The organism is Phenylobacterium sp., from assembly GCF_031425575.1.
Lineage (GTDB): Bacteria > Pseudomonadota > Alphaproteobacteria > Caulobacterales > Caulobacteraceae > Phenylobacterium.
On sequence record NZ_JANPJP010000344.1, the window covers coordinates 1 to 18,284 of the forward strand.

Sequence of the window (18,284 nt, forward strand, 5' to 3'; positions counted from 1 at the left end):
CGGCTATGAGGCGTGCGACTACGCCGACGAATGGCGCGCGACGCAGGCCCGCGCCATGGCCGCCGCCGGCCGCCTGCTCTAGCCTGCCACCTCCATAGCCAGCGGGATGAGGGACGCCAGCAGCAGCAAGGCCATGGTCACATTGAAGGCCTTCAGCACGGCCGGGCGGTCCAGGAACCGGCGTAGGCCAACGCCGAAGCTGGTCCAGACGGCCACGCAAGGGCCGTTCACCGCCATGAACACCAGGGCCACCAGCAGGACATTGAGATTGTAATTCTCCGCCGGGGCGTAGGCGGTGATGGCGCCTATGGCCATGGCCCAGGCCTTGGGATTGACCCACTGGAAAGCCGCGGCCTGCCAGAAGGTCTGGGGCCGGCCACTGGCCTGGCCGCCTGCCATGCCCTTGGAGGTGGCGATCTTCCACGCCAACCAGACCATGTAGAGGCCGCCCGCCACCGCCAGCACGTCGTGCAGCCAGGGGAAGGCCACGAACAGGCCGCCGAGGCCCAGCCCCACCGCCAGCACCATCACCCCAAAGCCGATCGCCACGCCGCCGAGGTGCGGCAGGGTTGCTCGGAAGCCGAAGTTGGCCCCAGACGCCATCAACATAGTGTTGTTGGGGCCTGGCGTGATCGAGTTGACGAAGGCGAACAGGGCCAGCGCCAGCAGCAGGTGCGGAGTAAGCGACGTCATCGGCTTTCCTTCGGAGTAGCCAGACGACGGATAAGGGGCGCTCGAAACCTGAAGAACCCCTCGCCGCGTCGGGAGGGGTTTGGATCGGTCGAAGCTAGATCGCACCCCCCTCGGGCACAGCTACGCGGCAGGCCATGAAGGCCTGGGCGATGATTGCGAGGGGTGCGCAGGAGCGGGTCACGTGCGGGGATTCCTAGAGAACGCCGGCCTCGTAGCACGGGTCACCAAGCTTGGCCACGGGGGCTAGCGCAGGTCGTAGAGACGGCGTAGGACGGCGGGCGCCAGGCCGGGCAGGTCCTCGGAAATCAGTCCCGGGCCGTGCAGGTCGGCGGCGTCGGCGTGGATCCAGGCCGCGGCGCAGGCCGCCTCGAAGCTCTCCATGCCCTGGGCGATCAGAGCCCCGATGAAACCCGCCAGCACATCGCCGGAGCCAGCGGTGGCCAGCCAGGACGATCCGTTGGTGTTGACCGCGGTGCGGCCGTCCGGGGCCGCGATGACGGTGTCGGGGCCCTTGAGCAGGACGATGGCGTCGGCCTTCTTGGCCGCGCGGCGGGCCGCGGCGATCCGCTCGGGCGCGTCCTTCAGGAACCCGGGGAACAGCCGCTCGAACTCCCCGGGATGGGGGGTCAGGACGTCGTCGACGTCCAGCACCGAGAACAGCTCCTCGGGGTCGTCGCGGAACACGGTGATGGCGTCGGCGTCGATCACCAGGGCCGCGCCGGTGCGTGCGAGCGCCAGGACGTTGAGCAGGGTCGTCTCATTCACCCCGGCCGCAGGGCCGATGATGGCGGCGTCCACATCGGCGGCCAGCTGCTCCAACTCCACCTCGGTGTCGAAGCCGCGCAACATGACAGCTTCCAGGTGGGCCGCGTTGACCGCGAGCGCCTCGGTGGGCGACAGCAGGGTCACCAGCCCTGCCCCCATCCGCAGACCGGCACGGGCCGCGAGGCGGGCGGCGCCGGTGTTCCAGGCCTCGCCGCTCACCACCACCAGCCGGCCCCGGGCATGCTTGTGCGCGCCCGCGTCCGGCCAGGGGAAGCGCGAAAGCCAGAGTTCCGGAGTGTTCTCCAGGAGGATCGCGCCCTCCGTCACCAGCCCGATGTCGGCCACGACAATGTCGCCGCAGCGGCTGGCGCCCGGCTCCAGCACATGGGCCGGCTTCTTGGCGTGGAAGGTCACGGTCAGGGCGGCGCAGAAGGCGACGTCACCGACCACCTGGCCGGTGTCGCCGGCCAGGCCGCTGGGCAGGTCGATGGCGACGACGCGGTCGGGGATGCGTTCGCACATCCGAGCCAGGCGCGCGGCCTCCCCGTCGAGCGGCTTGCTGAGGCCGGCGCCGAACAGGGCGTCGACGTAGAGGTCCGCCTCGCGCGGCGCCTCGCCGATTTCGAAGGTCTCGCCGGTCCATAGCGCCGCGGCGGCCTTGGCGTCTGCGCTGGCCGGCGGCGCCAGGCGCTCGACCCAGACGTTCCAGCCTCGCTCGGCCAGGATGCGGGCGACGACATAGCCGTCACCCCCATTGTTGCCCGGGCCACAGAGTACGGCGGTGGGCCGGGGCGCATGGCGCTCGCAGATGGCGTCGGCCACGGCCAGACCGGCGCGGGCCATCAGCGCCTGGCCGGTGGTCCCGGCCGCGATCGCCGCGGCGTCGGCGGCCGCCATCTCAGCTACGGTGAGGATCGGCCGCACGGCGCTTACTCCTGGACTTTGAACTCTAAAGGACGCCGGTGGAGGCTTCTCGCCCCTGCTCCACCAGGCGGAGGGTCTCGCCGTCGGTCTCCAGCACGCTGATCGAGGCGTGGTCGGGACGGAAGACCAGAACGCGCTCATCGCCCGCGAGCTGTGACATCACCGCGTTGATCGCCACATAGTGGCTGAAGACGGCCGTGCCTGCCCGCGCATTGAGCGAGCCGGCGACGTCCTGCCGCCAGGCGTCGTAATCCAGCTCGCCCTTCACGTCCTTCCAGAGCCCCTGGAAGACCTCGCGCAGCCACGGCGGCCGCTGCTCGGCGGTCAGGCCCTTCGGCGTGGGGATCTCGCCCACGAAGGGGTCGATCTCGATCTCCACGCCCAGGGCTTCCGCGGTCGGCATGGCGGTTTCCCGGCAGCGGCGCAGGGGCGAGCTGACCACCTTGGTGGGGCGCTCAGCCTCCGGCAGGGCCAGCAGCACGTCGCGGGCGGCCTCGGCCTGCGCCCGGCCGGCGTCGTCCAGGCCCGGATCGTCATCGGCCTCGCCCCAGACGGCGGCGGGCTTGCCGTGGCGGATCAGGTAAAGTCGCGACATGGGAAATCTCAGTCTGGAATGAAGATGTTCTTCTGGCCGTCTTCGGTCTGACCGACCGTTCCCGTACGCCCCACCCCTTCGCGCGATTCGAGGTCGCGCAGGGTGGTCTCGTCGCTGGGGGTCTGGGCGACGAAGCGGCGGCCCTCGGAATCCCGCCCCACCACGATGCCCAGCATGTAGCCCTCCCGGCCGTGAACCACCGTGTACGTCTCAATAGTGGCGGCGCCTTGCGGCTGTTCGATGACAGTCGGGTGCGGCAGGGCGTCGATCTGATCCTGGATCACCTTCGGGTCCTGGCGGTCGAAGGCCTTGGCCGGCGGACGGGTGGAATAGACGCCGGTGGACTGCTTGGTGAGGAACCAGCCGTTGGCGGTCACCAGGCCCCAGTCGCCGGGATTGTCCCGCAGACGCTGCATCATCACGGCGATGGAGTGCATGGCGTAGTTGTTCCCGGGCCCGCCCATATAGGGCAGCCCGCCGGTCACGGTCAGGCCGCGCGGGTCGTCTAGCTTCAGGCCCAGTTCCTCCGCGCCGATCTCCACGGCGACCGGGAAGCAGGAATAGAGGTCGATGTGGCCGATCTCGTCCAGGGACACTCCGGCCATCGCCAGGGCCCTCTGGCCGGTCAGGCGCATGGCGGGGCTGGAGTGGTAGTTCTGGCGATCGATGGGGAACCACAGATCATAGGCGTCGGCGCAGCCGTGCAGGTAGACCAGCTTCTCCTCGGCCACGCCCAGCTCGCGGGCCTTCTTCAGGCTGCAGACCAGGACGCCGGCCGACTGGTCGACCTCCATGATGGCGTTGAGGTACTTGGTGTAGGGGAAGCCCACCATCCGGTTGCGCTCAGTCACCGTGATGAGCTCCTCCGAGGAGCGCGCCACCGGGAACCAGGCCTCGGGGTTCTTGGCGGCCACCTCGGTGAAGGGCGCGAACAGGTCGCCCATCTGCTTCTGGTGGTCGGGGATCGAGCGGCCGTCGCGGCCGCGCAGGGCGTTCTCGAACAGCGGGTAGACATTGATCGGCCGGCCCAGGCCATGCCGGTTCTCGTAGGGCGTCGAGCCGGGGCGCGGGTCGCCGATGCGTTCCGGGGCCGGCAGCTCCTCGGCGTCGTCCCAGTCGTCGAAGCCGAGGCCCTTGGTCAGGCGCTTGGTGGCCGAGCCCAGGAACTCGCAGCCCACCACCAGGGTCAGGTCGTTGTCGCCGCGGGCGATCCGCTCGCAGGCCACATTGATCAGCTGCTGCGGGCTGTTGCCGCCCATGTGGGAATAGACCGCCCAGCGCGGATCAGCCCCGATACGCCCGGCCAGCGTCGCCGGCGGATTGGTGGCGTGCGGCACCAGCCGGCCGCCCCCGGGGGCGTCGATGGTGAACCCCACCACCGCCAGGCCGTCGATCGCCGCCAGGGCCTGCGCGCCCAGGCCGGCGTCGGCTGCGGCGCGTTCCGCCGCAATCTTCAGCAACTGGGTCGGGGACGGCGAAGCGCCCGCCTCACCGCGATAGGTGAATTGGCCCGCTCCGATGAGAACTGGGGTCCTGTCGTCCATGTCACACGCCTCCGCCCGAACTTGCGCGCGATCCTAGGCGCCGGAAGCCGGCGGACAAAGGCGATTCCGGCAGTGGTTATTTCTTGCGCAGCCTCTGCTGAGAAAATAGACATTCGCGGATTCCCATCCGCCACCGCGCAAACCTCGGCGGGCGCCCCCTTGTCGCCCCGCGCCGGAGCGTGCTCGTAGCCGGCAACCGCTGGGGCGGCGCTGTTTGAGTACCAAGTCGGGCCATGAAGAAAATCGAAGCGATCATCAAGCCGTTCAAGCTCGACGAGGTGAAGGAAGCCCTTCAGGAACTCGGCGTACAGGGCATGACCGTGATGGAAGCCAAGGGCTATGGTCGCCAGAAGGGCCAGACCGAGCTCTATCGCGGCGCCGAGTACGTCGTGGACTTCCTGCCCAAGATCAAGATCGAGGTGGTCATCGCCGACGATCAGCTTGAGCGCGTGCTGGAAGCGATCATCGGCGCGGCGCGCACCGGCCGCATTGGCGACGGCAAGATCTTTGTTTCCGACATCATCGACGTGCTGCGGATCCGCACCGGGGAAACCGGGGCCGCCGCCGTCTAAGACTTTAGCCTATCGAGATATCTGCAAGGGGATACGACTATGGCGACCGCCAAGGACATTCTGAACGAAATCAAAGAGAAAGACGTGAAATACGTCGACGTGCGCTTCACCGACATCCGCGGGAAGATGCAACACGTCACCTTCGACATCGACCTGATCGACGATGACTTCCTCAACGACGGCACCATGTTCGACGGCTCGTCGATCGCCGGCTGGAAGGCCATCAACGAAAGCGACATGAAGCTGCGTCCGGACCTGGACAGCGCCTATATCGACCCCTTCTACCAGCAGACGACGCTGTGCCTGTTCTGCGATGTCGTGAACCCCGACACCGGCACCCCCTATGACCGCGACCCGCGCTCGATCGCCAAGGCGGCCCTGAACTTCGTGAAGGCCTCGGGCATCGGCGACACCGTGTTCTTCGGCCCGGAAGCCGAGTTCTTCATCTTCGACGACGTGAAGTGGTCGGTGCAGCCGAACAACACCGGCTATTCCTATGACTCCATCGAACTGCCCGGCAACTCGGCCAAGGAATACGCCGAAGGCAACATGGGTCACCGTCCCGGTCCGAAGGGCGGCTACTTCCCGGTGAACCCGATCGACTCGGCTCAGGACCTGCGCGGTGAAATGCTGGCGGTGATGGGCGAGCTCGGCATGAAGCCGGAAAAGCACCACCACGAGGTGGCCCCGGCTCAGCACGAACTCGGCCTGAAGTTCGACACCATGATCGTCATGGCCGACCGTCTGCAGCTCTATAAGTACGTCATCCACAACGTGGCGGCGGCCTACGGCAAGACGGCCACCTTCATGGCCAAGCCGATGTACGGCGACAACGGCTCGGGCATGCACGTGCACCAGTCGATCTGGGGCGACGGCAAGCCGCTGTTCGCCGGCGACAAGTACGCTGGCCTGAGCCAGATGTGCCTCTGGTATATCGGCGGCATCATCAAGCACGCCAAGGCCATCAACGCCTTCTCCAACTCCACCACCAACAGCTACAAGCGTCTGGTGCCCGGCTACGAAGCCCCGGTGAAGCTGGCCTATTCGGCCCGCAACCGCTCGGCCTCGATCCGCATCCCGCACGTGGACAGCCCCAAGGGCAAGCGTCTGGAAGCCCGCTTCCCCGACCCCATGGGCAACCCCTACCTGACCTTCACCGCCCTGCTGATGGCCGGCATCGACGGCATCGTGAACCATATCGACCCGGGCGCGCCGCAGGACAAGAACCTCTACGACCTGCCGCCGCGTGAGCAGAAGAAGGTCCCGGAGGTCTGCGGCTCCCTGAAGGAAGCCCTGGAAAACCTCGACAAGGACCGCGGCTTCCTGAAGGCCGGCGGCGTGATGACCGACGAGTTCATCGACGCCTATATCGAGCTGAAGATGGAAGAGGTCATGCGCCTGGCCCTCCACCCGCACCCGGTCGAGTTCGAGATGTACTACAAGTGCTAGTCAGCGCTCCGCGCTGAACCTGAGCGAAGGGCCGGAGAGCGATCTCCGGCCCTTTTGCTTTGTCCGCGATGCGGCTATCACCCGGCCAAGGGCGCAAAGCCCGACCGCTCCTCAAGGCCCAGACATGTCCGACACGCCGCCCGACCGCCTCGCGATCAGCCCCAACAGCCCCTATTACGACGCCGCCTGCCTCGAGCGCGGCGTCGGCGTGCGCTTCAAGGGCGTCGAGAAGACCAATGTCGATGAGTACTGCGTCAGCGAGGGCTGGGTGCGCCTATCGGTCGGCGCCACGGTCGACCGCAAGGGCAACGCCATGACGGTCAAGCTGCAGGGTCCGGTGGAGCCCTATTTCCGCGACACCCCCGAGGCGTGAAGCCGCCCCGCTTCGCGCGCGTCGTCCTCGTCACCCCGGACGGCGCCCTGCTCGGCGCCCTCCCCGCCCTGCCCATCGCAACGCCGTGGTGGCAGGACGTCGCCCCGGTGATCGCGGCCGTGCGCGAGGCCCACGGGTTCGAGGTGGTCGTCCTGCGGGTGCTGGAGATCGCACCCAATCCGAAGTCGGTGAAGGTCACCTATCTCGCTGAAGTCTCCGAGCCGGTCGCAGCCGCCGAGCCGTGGGACGGTGACCTGGACGACCAGCCCCTGCGCAACAGCTACGCCAAGCTCGGCGGCCCAGCGGCGGCCCTCGCTTGGGCCAACTCCATCCTCGCCGAGAAGGGGATGACGCCTGCCGGTCCGCCGCGCCAGGTGCGGACCTGGAACCTGTCCAGCCTCTGGGCCATCCCTGTGCAGGGCCAGACGATCTGGCTGAAGGCCATCCCGCCCTTCTTCGCCCACGAGGCGCCCCTGATCGAAGCCCTGGCGGGCGAGGCGGTCCCGACCCTGCTGGGCCGCGGGGACGGCCGCTTCCTGATGGCCGAACTGCCCGGCGCGGACCTGTTCGAGGCTGAGACAGATCAGCTTTTCGCCATGGTGGACCTGCTGGTGGGCATCCAGGCCAAGTGGATCGGCCGCGAGGCCGACCTGTTCACCCTCGGCCTGCCCGACTGGCGCGGCCCGGCCCTGACCGCCGCCATCACCGACGTGTTCGAACGCACGGCGCCTGAGCTCTCCACCAAGAACCGCGGGGCGCTCACCGCCTTCGTCGCCGACCTGCCGCGCCGTTTCGCGGACCTGGCGGCCTGCGGCCTGCCCGACACCCTGGTGCACGGCGACTTCCACCCCGGCAACCTGCGGGGCGACGGGGAGAATCTGGCGTTGATGGACTGGGGCGACAGCGGGGTGGGTCATCCCCTCCTGGACTCTTCGGCCTTCCTTGATGCGGTCCCGACCGAGGCGCTTGAGGCCGTGCGGGCCGTCTGGCTCGCCCACTGGCGGGAGGCCGTCCCTGGGTCTGACCCGGCCCGGGCCCTGACTCTGCTGGCCCCCATCGCAGCGGCCCGGCAGGCGGTGATCTATCGCGGCTTCCTCGACAAGATCGAACCCGCTGAGCACCCCTATCACGCCGCCGATCCGGTGGACTGGCTGAGCCGGACGGCGGCCCTGGTGCGGGCCGAACCTAGAGGCGACTCGCCGCGCTGACGGCGTCGAGCAGCCCCATCTGGGCGATGGAGTCCTTGCCGGACGTCAGGGGCGCGGGGCCGCCGCGCACGGCGTCGACGAAGGCGCGGAGCTGGAAGTCATAGGTCGGCTCACGGCTGAAGGTTTCGCGGCGGGGTTCGGCCCCGGCTAGCCTCACCTCCAACAGGTGGCCCATCTGCGGAGCCAGCGGATTGATCGCCTTCAGGGAGCCCAGCGTCCCGGTGACCTCCAGGCTGGCTATCGGCGTCTCCTCCACCATCGAGCCGCTGATCCTGGCGGTGGCGCCATTAGGGAACAGCAGTTCGGCTTGGGTCGAATGATCCACCCCGCCACGCCCGAAGACGCCGCTGGCGCGCACCACGGTCGGCTCCGCCCCGGCCGCCGTTCGCGCCCAGTGCAAGGGGTAGGTTCCGATATCCATTAGCGAGCCGCCGCCCAGGTCGCGCTCGTAGCGGATCTCGGTTCCGTCATCGACCAGCTTGGTCTGGAATACAGCGGCGAGGTCGCGCACCTCTCCGAGCTCGCCCGAGTCGATGATCTCCAGCACCCGGGCGAACAGCGGGTGGTAGCGGTAGTGGAAGGCCTCCATCAGCACCCGGCCGCTCGCCTGCGCCGCCGCCACCATGGCGCGGGCCTCTCCGGCGTTCATCGCGAGGGGCTTCTCGCACAGCACATGCTTGCCGGCCTGAAGGGCGGCGATCGACAGGTCGGCGTGCCGCGAGGGCGTGAGCGCATTGTAGACCGCGTCGATGTCGGGCCGGGCGATCAGGTCCTCATAGGTCTCCGACACCTCAGGAACGCCGTGCAACTCGGCGAAGGCGCGCGCCCGGGCCGGATCTCGGGCGGCGATGGCCACCACGGTGGCGACCCCCGTCGCCTTGGCCGGCAGGATCATGGCGGTGGGCGCGATCTTGGCCGCGCCGAGGACGCCGATGCGCAAGGGCGCCTGTTGGCTCGTCATCAGCTTGTCCCCAGGCTTGGTGCGTCAACGCGGCGCGTCCATTGCTTTAGCCGTTGGGGCGATTCATACCGAGGCCCCATCGAATCGATCCAGTTTCCGACCATGTCCACTAAGCCCGTTCCCCAGGCTTCCCTCTTCGACGACGCGCTCAATCCCGCCCCGGCCGCGCCGTTGGCGCAGAGCCATGAGCCGCGCCCCGATCCGGCGATCACCGGCGGCTATTCGGCCAAGGACATCGAGGTGCTCGAGGGTCTGGAGCCCGTCCGCAAGCGCCCCGGCATGTACATCGGCGGCACTGACGAGCGCGCCCTGCACCATCTGTTCGCCGAGGTGCTGGACAACTCCATGGACGAGGCCGTCGCCGGCCACGCCAAGATCATCGAGGTGATCCTCGACGCCGACGGCACGCTGACGGTGAAGGACGACGGCCGCGGCATTCCCGTAGACCCGCACCCCAAGCATCCGGGCAAGTCGGCCCTGGAAGTGATCATGACCGTCCTGCACTCGGGCGGGAAATTCTCCGGCAAGGCTTATGAGACCTCCGGGGGCCTGCACGGCGTCGGCATCTCGGTGGTCAACGCCCTGTCCGAGCGCGTCGAGGTCACAGCCTTCAAGGACGGGTTCGAGTGGCGCCAGGCCTTCACCCGCGGCAAGGCCATCGGCGGCATCGAGAAGCTGGGCGCCACCAAGAAACACGGCACCTCCATCAGCTTCGCGCCGGACCCGGTGATCTTCGGCGACGGCGTGGCGTTCAAGCCCGCGCGCCTCTACCGCATGGCGAGGTCCAAGGCCTACCTGTTCGCCGGGGTCGAAATCCGCTGGAAATGCGACCCGTCGCGAATCCAGGACCAGACCCCGGCCGAGGCGACGTTCCGCTTCCCCAACGGCCTGGCCGATTTCCTCGCCGAGCGGGTCAAGGGCATTGAGACCGTCACCCCCGAGCCCTTCGCCGGACGCTATGAGCGCAAGGGCGAGGCCGGCAAGGTCGAGTGGGCCGTCACCTGGACCCCGGCCGGCTTTGGTGAGGCCGACAGCTTCATGCAATCCTACTGCAACACCGTGCCCACCCCGGAGGGCGGCACCCACGAGGCGGGCCTGCGCGCGGCCCTGACCCGTGGCCTGAAGGCCTATGCCGAGCTGACCGGGGAGAAGCGTGGCGGGATCATCACCGCCGACGACGTGGTCTCCCAGGCCGGCGCCATGGTCAGCGTCTTTGTCTCCAACCCTGAATTCCAAGGCCAGACCAAGGAGCGCCTGTCCTCCACCGACGCCCAGCGCCTGGTGGAAAACGCCCTGCGCGATCCCTTCGACCACTGGCTGACCGCCCAGCCGAAGGCCGCCAGCGCCTTGCTGGAGTTCGTGGTTGAGCGGGCCGAGGAACGGCTGAAGCGCCGGCGCGACAAGGACGTGGCGCGGGCCTCGGCCACCCGCAAGCTGCGGCTGCCGGGCAAGCTGGCCGACTGCTCCGCCAACGCCATCGTCGGCGCCGAGATCTTCCTGGTCGAGGGCGACAGCGCCGGCGGCTCGGCCAAGCAGGCCCGCGACCGCCGCACCCAGGCCATCCTGCCCCTGCGCGGCAAGATCCTGAACGTCGCCTCGGCCACCTTGGACAAGATGGGGGCCAACAAGGAGCTGTCGGACCTGATGCTGGCGCTCGGCGTCCAGGCCGGCTCGCGGTTCAAGGAAGAGGACCTGCGCTACGAGCGCGTGGTCATCATGACCGACGCCGACGTTGACGGCGCCCACATCGCCAGCCTGCTGATCACCTTCTTCTATCGCACCATGCCCGACATGATCCGGTCGGGCAGGCTGTACCTCGCCCTGCCCCCGCTCTACCGCATGAGCCATGGCGGCAAGACCATCTACGCCCGCGACGACGCCCACCGCGAGGAGCTGCTGGCCACCGAGTTCAAGGGCAAGAAGCCCGAGATCGGCCGCTTTAAGGGCCTGGGCGAGATGATGCCGGCCCAGCTGAAGGAGACCACTATGGATCCCAAGAAGCGGATCCTGGCGCGCGTCACCCTGCCCCGCTCCGAGGAGGCCGTGGAGGACCTGGTGGAGGCGCTGATGGGCCGCAAGCCGGAGCTGCGCTTCCGCTTCATCCAGGAGAACGCCGAGTTCGCCGCCGCCGATCTGGACTGGACCTAGAGGCGCTTAGCTGAACCGTACGTCGCGTAACGCGTTGACTTGAAGGCGGTAGCCCCTATCTTCCGCCGCGCGCAACGATCGCCGTCCGCGCCGCCCGGGTTTCGCATGCCTCCTTTTCGGGCGCGTTCCCGCCCACATTGCAACTGATGACCGAATTTTCTGAACTGGGCCTATCGCCCGCTACGCTCCAGGCCGTGGCCGACACCGGCTACACCACCGCCACGCCGATCCAGGCCGAGGCCATCCCCGTCGCCCTGCAAGGCCGCGACGTCCTGGGGATCGCCCAGACCGGCACGGGCAAGACCGCCGCCTTCACCCTTCCGATGATCGATCGACTGGCCGCCGGCCGGTCCAAGGCGCGCATGCCGCGCGCCCTCGTCATCGCCCCCACCCGCGAACTGGCTGACCAGGTTTCGCTGTCCTTCGAGAAATACGCCAAGGGCCAGAAGCAGAAGCTTTCCTGGGCCCTGCTGATCGGCGGCGTCTCCTTCGGCGACCAGGAAGCCAAGCTGGACCGGGGCGTCGACGTCCTGATCGCCACGCCGGGCCGCCTGCTGGACCATTTCGAGCGCGGCAAGTTGCTGATGACCGGGGTGCAGATTCTGGTGGTCGACGAGGCCGACCGCATGCTCGACATGGGCTTCATCCCCGACATCGAGCGCATTTTCAAGCTGACCCCGGCCAAGAAGCAGACCCTGTTTTTCTCGGCCACCATGCCGCCGGAAATCACCCGGCTGACCAAGCAGTTCCTCAATGATCCCGTGCGGATCGAGGCGACCCGCCCGGCCACCACCGCCGACACGATCACCCAGTACGTGGTCCGCCTGCCGACCGCCGACGCCAAGGCCAAGCGCACCGCCCTGCGCATGCTGATCGGCGCCGACGACGTGCGCAACGGCATCGTCTTCTGCAACCGCAAGTCCGAGGTCGATATCGTCGCCAAGTCCCTGAAGACGCACGGCTTCGACGCCGCGCCGATCCATGGCGACCTTGACCAGGCGACCCGCATGCGCACCCTGGAAGCTTTCCGCAAGGGCGAGCTGAAACTGCTCTGCGCCTCCGACGTCGCCGCGCGCGGCCTGGACGTGCCGGACGTCAGCCACGTCTTCAACTACGACGTGCCGCACCATGCCGACGACTATGTGCACCGGATCGGCCGCACCGGCCGGGCTGGCAAGCTCGGCAAGACCTATATGATCGTCACGCCGGCCGATGCGAAGAACATCGACAAGGTGCTGAAGCTGATCGGCAAGGCCCCGGAAGAGATCGTGCTGGAGGGCGTCGATTTCGCCGCCATCAAGGACGAGAAGCGCAGCGACAGCCGCAGCGGCGGCCGGGATCGCGGCCGGGGCGGCGAACGCTCGTCGGGCCGCAGTGACCGCGATCGTGAACGCGAGCGTCCTCGGGCTCCGCACGGCGAGGTCGCCTCCCTCGAACCCTTCGTCGCCGATCCGGACGCGGTGCGCGCCCCCAAGCCCGCACCCGTCGCCGCGACCGAGGAAGCCAAGGCTGAACGCGCGCCCCGCGCCCGGGGCCGCAATCGTGGCCGCGCCAATCTTGACGCCGAAGCCGCGCCTGCGGAGGCTGAGGCCCAACCGGTCGACGCCCGGCCCGAGCGCGAACCCCGCCCCGAGCGTGAAGCACGACCGGTCCGTCCGGAGCGTGAAGCCCGGCCGCAAGGTGAGCCGCGGGGCGAGCGCAGTGAGCGGCCCGCCCGCGCCGATCGCCCCGACCGCGCGCCGCGCGCCGAAGCCGCGCCGGAACGCACCGAGCGTCCCCGCCGCGAACGTGAGGACCGCCCGCGCGCCTCGGCTTCCTCCGAGGCCCGGCCGTCCCGCGAACGGGACCGCCCGCGCCGCGAGGACCGTGACGATGGCGACCGGGTAGTGGGCTTCGGAAACGACATGCCGGCCTTCCTGAAGGTCGCGCCCACCCGCCCACCGAGTGACGACTAGGCGACACAAGCTTCGAATAACAGCGGCGTTTTAACCGCTCGTTTGGCTATGTCGAATATAGTCCACCCCTAAGCTTGGATCGCAGCGCCGGGGGGCGTGCGCGGGCCGAAGATCGGGGATGACCGCCATGAGCGCTGGGATCGAAGTCAAGCTGCGTGGGCCGGACGCCTATATCTTGGCCCGCAAGGCCCTGTCGGCGATGGAACAGCACCAGATCTGGCCGACCGCGGTCAATTTCGAGCTCTGGACTCACTGCGTCGGCGACCCTGACGGCGACCTGGCCCGGGAAATCACCCGCATCATCTCCACCGGTGCGGCCTTCACCGACACTCTGAGCGACGAGCTGGCGGCGGTGTACCTGCCCAAGGCCCGCCTCAACGAGCAAATCCGTGACGCCGGGGACGCCCTGACCAAGGAACTGGCCAGCGTCTCCCAGGCGATCGAGACCGCCCAGAAGTCGAGCGTCGCCTACGGCCAGACCCTGGCCACCGCGTCCAAGAGCCTGAGCGAACGCGACGACGCCACCGAGGTTAAGTCGATGATCGACACCCTCGCCATCGCCACCAAGCGCGTCCAGAAGGAAAACAAGTCGCTGGAGAAGCGCCTCAGCGATTCGACCGCCGAGGTCGCCCGCCTGCGCGAACACCTGGAGCAGGTGCGCCGCGACGCCACCACCGACGGCCTGACCAACCTTGCCAACCGCAAGGCCTTTGATGAAGAACTAGAGCGCGCCTGCGCCGAGGCCGACGCCAAGGGTGAGACCCTGGCGCTCGCCGTGATCGACATCGACCACTTCAAGAACTTCAACGACACCTGGGGTCACCAGACTGGCGACCAGGTCATCCGCTATGTGGCCAGCGTCATCGGCGGCCGCGGGGCCCCGCCCCGTTTCGCGGCCCGCTACGGCGGCGAGGAGTTCGCCCTGATCTTCCCGCGCGAAGGCGGCGAACTCGCCATCGCCACCCTGGAAGAGATTCGCGAAGAGGTGTCGTCGCGAATGCTGAAGCGCCGGTCCACCAACGAGGACCTGGGCACCATCACCGTCTCGGCAGGCCTCGCCGAACGCCTGCCGGGCGAGAGCGCCCACAACTTCATGGAACGCGCCGACGGGGCCCTCTACGCCTCCAAGCGCGGCGGCCGCAACCGGGTGAGCCGGGCCGAGACGATCGCCGCCGCCGCCTAGGCCGACCGACGGCGCTTTTCCCCTAGGCTGACGCCGGGGTATCCTCCCTTAGATCGCGCGCAACGCCGACCGGGAGGAAACCATGGCCTATACGAAGCTCAAGACGTCCGTGCAGGACGGTATCGGCCTGATCACCATGGCCGATCCCGCGACCCTGAACGCCGCCGGCCTCGACCTGATGGACGAGTTGCAGCAGGTCTTCGACGCCTTCGCCAAGGAGGGTTCAGGGGTCCGCTGCGTGGTGCTCACCGGCGAGGGACGCGGGTTCTGTTCCGGCGCCAACCTTTCAGGGCGTGGCGGCCCGCAGGCGCCGGCCCCCGATCCTGAGGGCCCCGACGCCGGGGCGGCCCTGGAGAACGTCTACAACCCCTTCATGAAGGGGTTGCGGGACTATCCGGTCCCCATTGTCACGGCGGTGAACGGCGTGGCCGCCGGGGTGGGCTGCTCGCTGGCCCTGATGGGCGACATCATCGTGGCCGCGGAGAGCGCGTACTTCCTGCAGGCCTTCCGCCGTATTGGCCTGGTCCCGGACGGCGGCTCGACCTACCTGCTGCCGCGCCTGATCGGCAAGGCGCGCGCCATGGAGATGGCCCTGCTGGGGGAGCGCCTGCCGGCCAAGACCGCCCTCGACTGGGGCCTCATCAACCGCTGCGTCCCCGACGAGGCCCTGCTGGCCACGGCCATGGAGCTCGCCACGGCCCTGGCCACCGGCCCCTGGGCGCTGGGCTCCATCCGCAAACTGGTCTGGGAAAGCCTCGACGCCGAGTGGTCCGACCAGCTGCACGCCGAGCGCGTCGCCCAGAAGCACGCCGGCCGGACGGAGGATTCGCGCGAGGGCGTGCTGGCCTTCCTGCAGAAGCGCCCGGCAGCCTTCACCGGCCGCTAGGGGGTTCGGACCCGGCTGATCAGCACCGCGGCCGTCACCGGCGGCGCCTGTTCGATGCGGCGATAGGCGCGGCAGTCGGCGGTGCGGGAGAACAGGTCCAGGCCGACGAGGTCGCGGCGCAGGAGGGCGTGGTCACCGAAGTCGTGCAGGGCCCTCAGCCGGTCGCTGATCTGTTTCTCGGTGAACTCTTCACGCGCGGGCAGCCTTGACCACAAGACCCACAGGGCCAGGATCTGGTCGCCGCGCCTGGCCGGCCAGCGTGTCAGGCGACCCTCTGGGCCGAAGCAGCGGGCGACCCGCTCCACGGCGGCGAGGTCGGCGACCTCCTTCGGCTCAAGCTCGTCCGATGGGGCCTGGTCGGCCAGCGCCCTCAGGTCCTGGAAGTTGCGGCGGCCGGCCGACCTGGCCAGCATGTTCAGAAGTTCGACGTGGCTTGGCGCCGAGGTGCGCTCCAGGAGCTGGGCGCGCAGGGCCTTGGCGAAGCTGGAGACGTCCTGCGTCTGCAGCGGAATGACGGTTCTCGACATGATCTATCCCTCGCGTGCCGGGGATGAACGGTGATCGCCCTTCCGATCTGGCACGGTGAGATGTGTCAGTCGATGAAGTCTCAAGCAGGTTTAGCAAACCCTCGCGGGCGGCGACGCCTCGGTGAACTGCGGACCGTGGCTCTGGCGATAGAGCCGCGGGCGGGAGGCGTCAAGCGGCGGCGCTCGTCCAGGCGCCGCCGCAAGCCGGAGCCTCAGTGCAGGTCGAGGCGGTCGGCGTTCATGACCTTGGTCCAGGCCGCCACGAAGTCGTGGACGAACCTGGTTTGAGAGTCAGAGCAGGCATAGACCTCCGCCTGGGCCCGCAGTTCGGCGTGGGAGCCGAAGATCAGGTCCACACGGGTGGCCGTCCACTTTACCGCCTTGGTCCTGCGGTCACGGCCGAGGAACGCGTTGTCAGAACCCGCCGCCTCCCACTCCACGCCCATGTCCAGCAGATTGACGAAGAAGTCCGTCGTGAGCTGGCCAGGGCGGTTGGTGAAGACGCCGGCCCCGGACCCAGCCGCATTGGCGCCCAGCACGCGCAGGCCGCCCACCAGAACCGTCATCTCCGGCGTGCTGAGCCGCAGCAGTTGCGCGCGGTCCACCAGGGCTTCCTCAGGCGCCATGAACTGCTCGCCGCGGCGGTAGTTGCGGAAGCCGTCCGAGGTGGGCTCGAGCGGGGCGAAGGAGTCGGCGTCGGTCTGATCGACTGACGCGTCCATCCGCCCGGGGGTGAAGGGCGCCTCCACCTGCGTGCCGGCGTCCCCGGACGCCTTCTCCACTGCTGCGCCGCCCGCCAGGACGATCAGGTCGGCCAGGGAGACCTTCTTGCCGCCCACGGCCTGGGCGTGGAAGTCAGCCTGGATGGCTTCCAGGGTCGACAGCACCTGGGCCAGGCTGACCGGGTCGTTGACCTCCCAGTCCTTCTGCGGCGCCAGGCGGACCCGGGCGCCATTGGCGCCGCCCCGCTTGTCGGAGCCACGGAAGGTTGAGGCCGAGGCCCAGGCTGCCGAGACCAGCTGGGAGACCGACAGGCCCGAGTCGAGGATCTTGGTCTTCAACCCCACGATGTCAGCGGCGTCGATCAGCGGATGATCGACGGCCGGAATCGGGTCCTGCCAGATCAGCGTCTCGGTCGGGACGAGCGGGCCCAGATAACGACCGATCGGGCCCATGTCGCGGTGGGTCAGCTTGAACCACGCGCGCGCGAAGGCGTCGGCGAACTGGTCCGGATTGGCGTGGAAGCGCCGCGAAATCTTCTCGTATTCCGGGTCGAACCGCAGGGCGAGATCGGAGGTCAGCATGGTGGGCACATGCCGCTTGGCCGGGTCATGGGCGTCTGGGATATCGGCCGGCGCGTTCTTGGCCTGCCATTGCAGCGCGCCCGCCGGGCTCTTGGTCAGCTCCCACTCGAACTTGAAGAGGTTGTCGAAGAAGTGGTTGCTCCACCGGGTCGGTGTCTGGCTCCAGGTGACTTCCGGCCCGCCGGTGATGGTGTCGGCGCCGAAGCCCGTCCCGTGCTTGCTGCGCCAGCCAAGGCCCTGATCCTCGATCGCGCCGCCTTCGGGCTCCGGGCCCAGGAGGGACGGATCGCCCGCGCCGTGAGTCTTGCCGAAGGTGTGGCCGCCGGCGATCAGGGCGACGGTCTCCTCGTCGTCCATGGCCATGCGGGCGAAGGTGTCGCGGATATCCCGGGCCGAGGCCACGGGATCGGGGTTGCCGCCCGGCCCCTCCGGATTGACGTAGATCAGGCCCATCTGCACCGCGCCCAGGGCGGTGTGCAGCTGGCGTTCCCCGCTGTAGCGCTCGTCGCCGAGCCAGGAGCCCTCGGGGCCCCAGAACAGCTCTTCCGGCTCCCAGGTGTCGGCCCGGCCGCCGCCGAAACCGAAGGTCTTGAAGCCCATGGACTCCAGGGCGACGTTGCCCACCAGGACGTAGAGGTCGGCCCAGGAGATCTTGGCGCCGTACTTCTGCTTGATCGGCCACAGCAGGCGGCGCGCCTTGTCGAGGTTGGCGTTGTCCGGCCAGCTGTTCAGGGGCGCGAAGCGCTGCTGCCCCCCACCCGCGCCGCCGCGGCCATCAGTGACGCGATAGGTTCCTGCGCTGTGCCAGGCAAGGCGGATGAAGAGGCCGCCATAGTGGCCGAAGTCCGCCGGCCACCACTCCTGCGAGTCGGTCATCAGGGCGCGCAGGTCGGCGATCACCGCGTCCAGGTCGAGGCTCTCGAATTCCTTGGCGTAGTCAAAGGTCCCGCCCATCGGGTTCGACCGCGGCGAGTGCTGGTTGAGGCCCTCGAGGCGCAGGTTCTGGGGCCACCAGTCGCGGTTGGTGCGGCGGCTGCCACCGTGGCCCATCGGGCACTGGCCCTGGGCGTTGTCTTCGGCCTTGTCCATCTCTGTCTCCCTGGCGCGTGTCGGATGGCCGGCCGGGATGCGGCGCGGCGATCACGTGCGATGCGCCTAGAGACCCTCTTCAGATGGATTGGTAAAATCGATTGTTCT

The 18,284-nt window shown here is 68.6% G+C and carries 15 protein-coding genes; 8 read left to right on the forward strand and 7 right to left on the reverse strand.

Annotated features, from left to right (window positions below):
- Positions 1-78: 78 nt before the first annotated feature.
- The 4 genes from RMO97_RS18805 to RMO97_RS18820 all read right to left on the reverse strand — a co-directional run bounded on the left by RMO97_RS18805 (position 79) and on the right by RMO97_RS18820 (position 4,521).
- Complete coding sequence (locus tag RMO97_RS18805) at positions 79-693, reverse strand: LysE family translocator (RefSeq protein WP_310542540.1); 615 nt, start codon at positions 691-693, stop codon at positions 79-81.
- A gap of 243 nt (positions 694-936) precedes the next feature.
- Positions 937-2,355: an NAD(P)H-hydrate dehydratase gene (locus RMO97_RS18810; protein WP_310542562.1), complete on the reverse strand. Its 1,419-nt coding sequence runs from the start codon at positions 2,353-2,355 to the stop codon at positions 937-939.
- A 52-nt stretch (positions 2,356-2,407) separates the two neighbouring features.
- Positions 2,408-2,977, reverse strand: a complete 570-nt coding sequence (locus RMO97_RS18815; protein WP_310542541.1) for a histidine phosphatase family protein — start codon at positions 2,975-2,977, stop codon at positions 2,408-2,410.
- An 8-nt stretch (positions 2,978-2,985) separates the two neighbouring features.
- Positions 2,986-4,521: an acetyl-CoA acetyltransferase gene (locus RMO97_RS18820; RefSeq protein WP_310542542.1), complete on the reverse strand. Its 1,536-nt coding sequence runs from the start codon at positions 4,519-4,521 to the stop codon at positions 2,986-2,988.
- Positions 4,522-4,754: 233 nt separating this feature from the next.
- Between RMO97_RS18820 and RMO97_RS18825 the strand changes: the two genes are divergently transcribed.
- From RMO97_RS18825 to RMO97_RS18840, 4 genes are all read left to right on the forward strand, one after another.
- Positions 4,755-5,093 carry a P-II family nitrogen regulator gene (locus RMO97_RS18825; protein ID WP_310542543.1) on the forward strand — a complete coding sequence of 113 codons (339 nt, stop codon included), beginning with the start codon at positions 4,755-4,757 and terminating at the stop codon, positions 5,091-5,093.
- Between the two features lie 39 nt (positions 5,094-5,132).
- Complete coding sequence (glnA, locus tag RMO97_RS18830) at positions 5,133-6,542, forward strand: type I glutamate--ammonia ligase (protein ID WP_310542544.1); 1,410 nt, start codon at positions 5,133-5,135, stop codon at positions 6,540-6,542.
- A gap of 124 nt (positions 6,543-6,666) precedes the next feature.
- Positions 6,667-6,915, forward strand: coding sequence for a DUF3297 family protein (locus RMO97_RS18835; protein ID WP_215340273.1), 249 nt, complete (start codon positions 6,667-6,669; stop codon positions 6,913-6,915).
- Positions 6,912-8,123: an aminoglycoside phosphotransferase family protein gene (locus RMO97_RS18840; RefSeq protein ID WP_310542545.1), complete on the forward strand. Its 1,212-nt coding sequence runs from the start codon at positions 6,912-6,914 to the stop codon at positions 8,121-8,123. The genes RMO97_RS18835 and RMO97_RS18840 overlap by 4 nt, the downstream gene beginning before the upstream one ends.
- Here the strand turns inward: RMO97_RS18840 and RMO97_RS18845 are convergent.
- Entirely contained in the window at positions 8,101-9,084 is a 984-nt protein-coding gene (locus RMO97_RS18845; RefSeq protein WP_310542546.1) for a Gfo/Idh/MocA family oxidoreductase, read from the reverse strand. The two genes, RMO97_RS18840 and RMO97_RS18845, sit on opposite strands and share 23 nt — an antisense overlap.
- 102 nt (positions 9,085-9,186) lie before the next feature.
- Between RMO97_RS18845 and parE the strand changes: the two genes are divergently transcribed.
- From parE to RMO97_RS18865, 4 genes are all read left to right on the forward strand, one after another.
- A complete protein-coding gene (parE, locus tag RMO97_RS18850; RefSeq protein WP_310542547.1) occupies positions 9,187-11,232 on the forward strand; it encodes a DNA topoisomerase IV subunit B in 2,046 nt (681 codons plus the stop codon).
- 146 nt (positions 11,233-11,378) lie between these two features.
- Positions 11,379-13,187 carry a DEAD/DEAH box helicase gene (locus RMO97_RS18855; protein WP_310542548.1) on the forward strand — a complete coding sequence of 603 codons (1,809 nt, stop codon included), beginning with the start codon at positions 11,379-11,381 and terminating at the stop codon, positions 13,185-13,187.
- Between the two features lie 127 nt (positions 13,188-13,314).
- The gene (locus RMO97_RS18860) at positions 13,315-14,370 is read left to right on the forward strand and encodes a GGDEF domain-containing protein (protein ID WP_310542549.1); all 1,056 of its coding nucleotides are present in this window, start codon (positions 13,315-13,317) and stop codon (positions 14,368-14,370) included.
- A gap of 82 nt (positions 14,371-14,452) precedes the next feature.
- Positions 14,453-15,256, forward strand: coding sequence for an enoyl-CoA hydratase/isomerase (locus tag RMO97_RS18865; protein ID WP_310542550.1), 804 nt, complete (start codon positions 14,453-14,455; stop codon positions 15,254-15,256).
- Here the strand turns inward: RMO97_RS18865 and RMO97_RS18870 are convergent.
- Both RMO97_RS18870 and katG read right to left on the reverse strand, forming a co-directional pair.
- On the reverse strand, positions 15,253-15,783 hold the full coding sequence (locus tag RMO97_RS18870) for a DUF2087 domain-containing protein (RefSeq protein ID WP_310542551.1): 531 nt from the start codon (positions 15,781-15,783) through the stop codon (positions 15,253-15,255). The genes RMO97_RS18865 and RMO97_RS18870 overlap by 4 nt on opposite strands.
- Before the next feature lie 212 nt (positions 15,784-15,995).
- Positions 15,996-18,176: a catalase/peroxidase HPI gene (gene katG / locus RMO97_RS18875; RefSeq protein WP_310542552.1), complete on the reverse strand. Its 2,181-nt coding sequence runs from the start codon at positions 18,174-18,176 to the stop codon at positions 15,996-15,998.
- Positions 18,177-18,284: the final 108 nt, after the last annotated feature.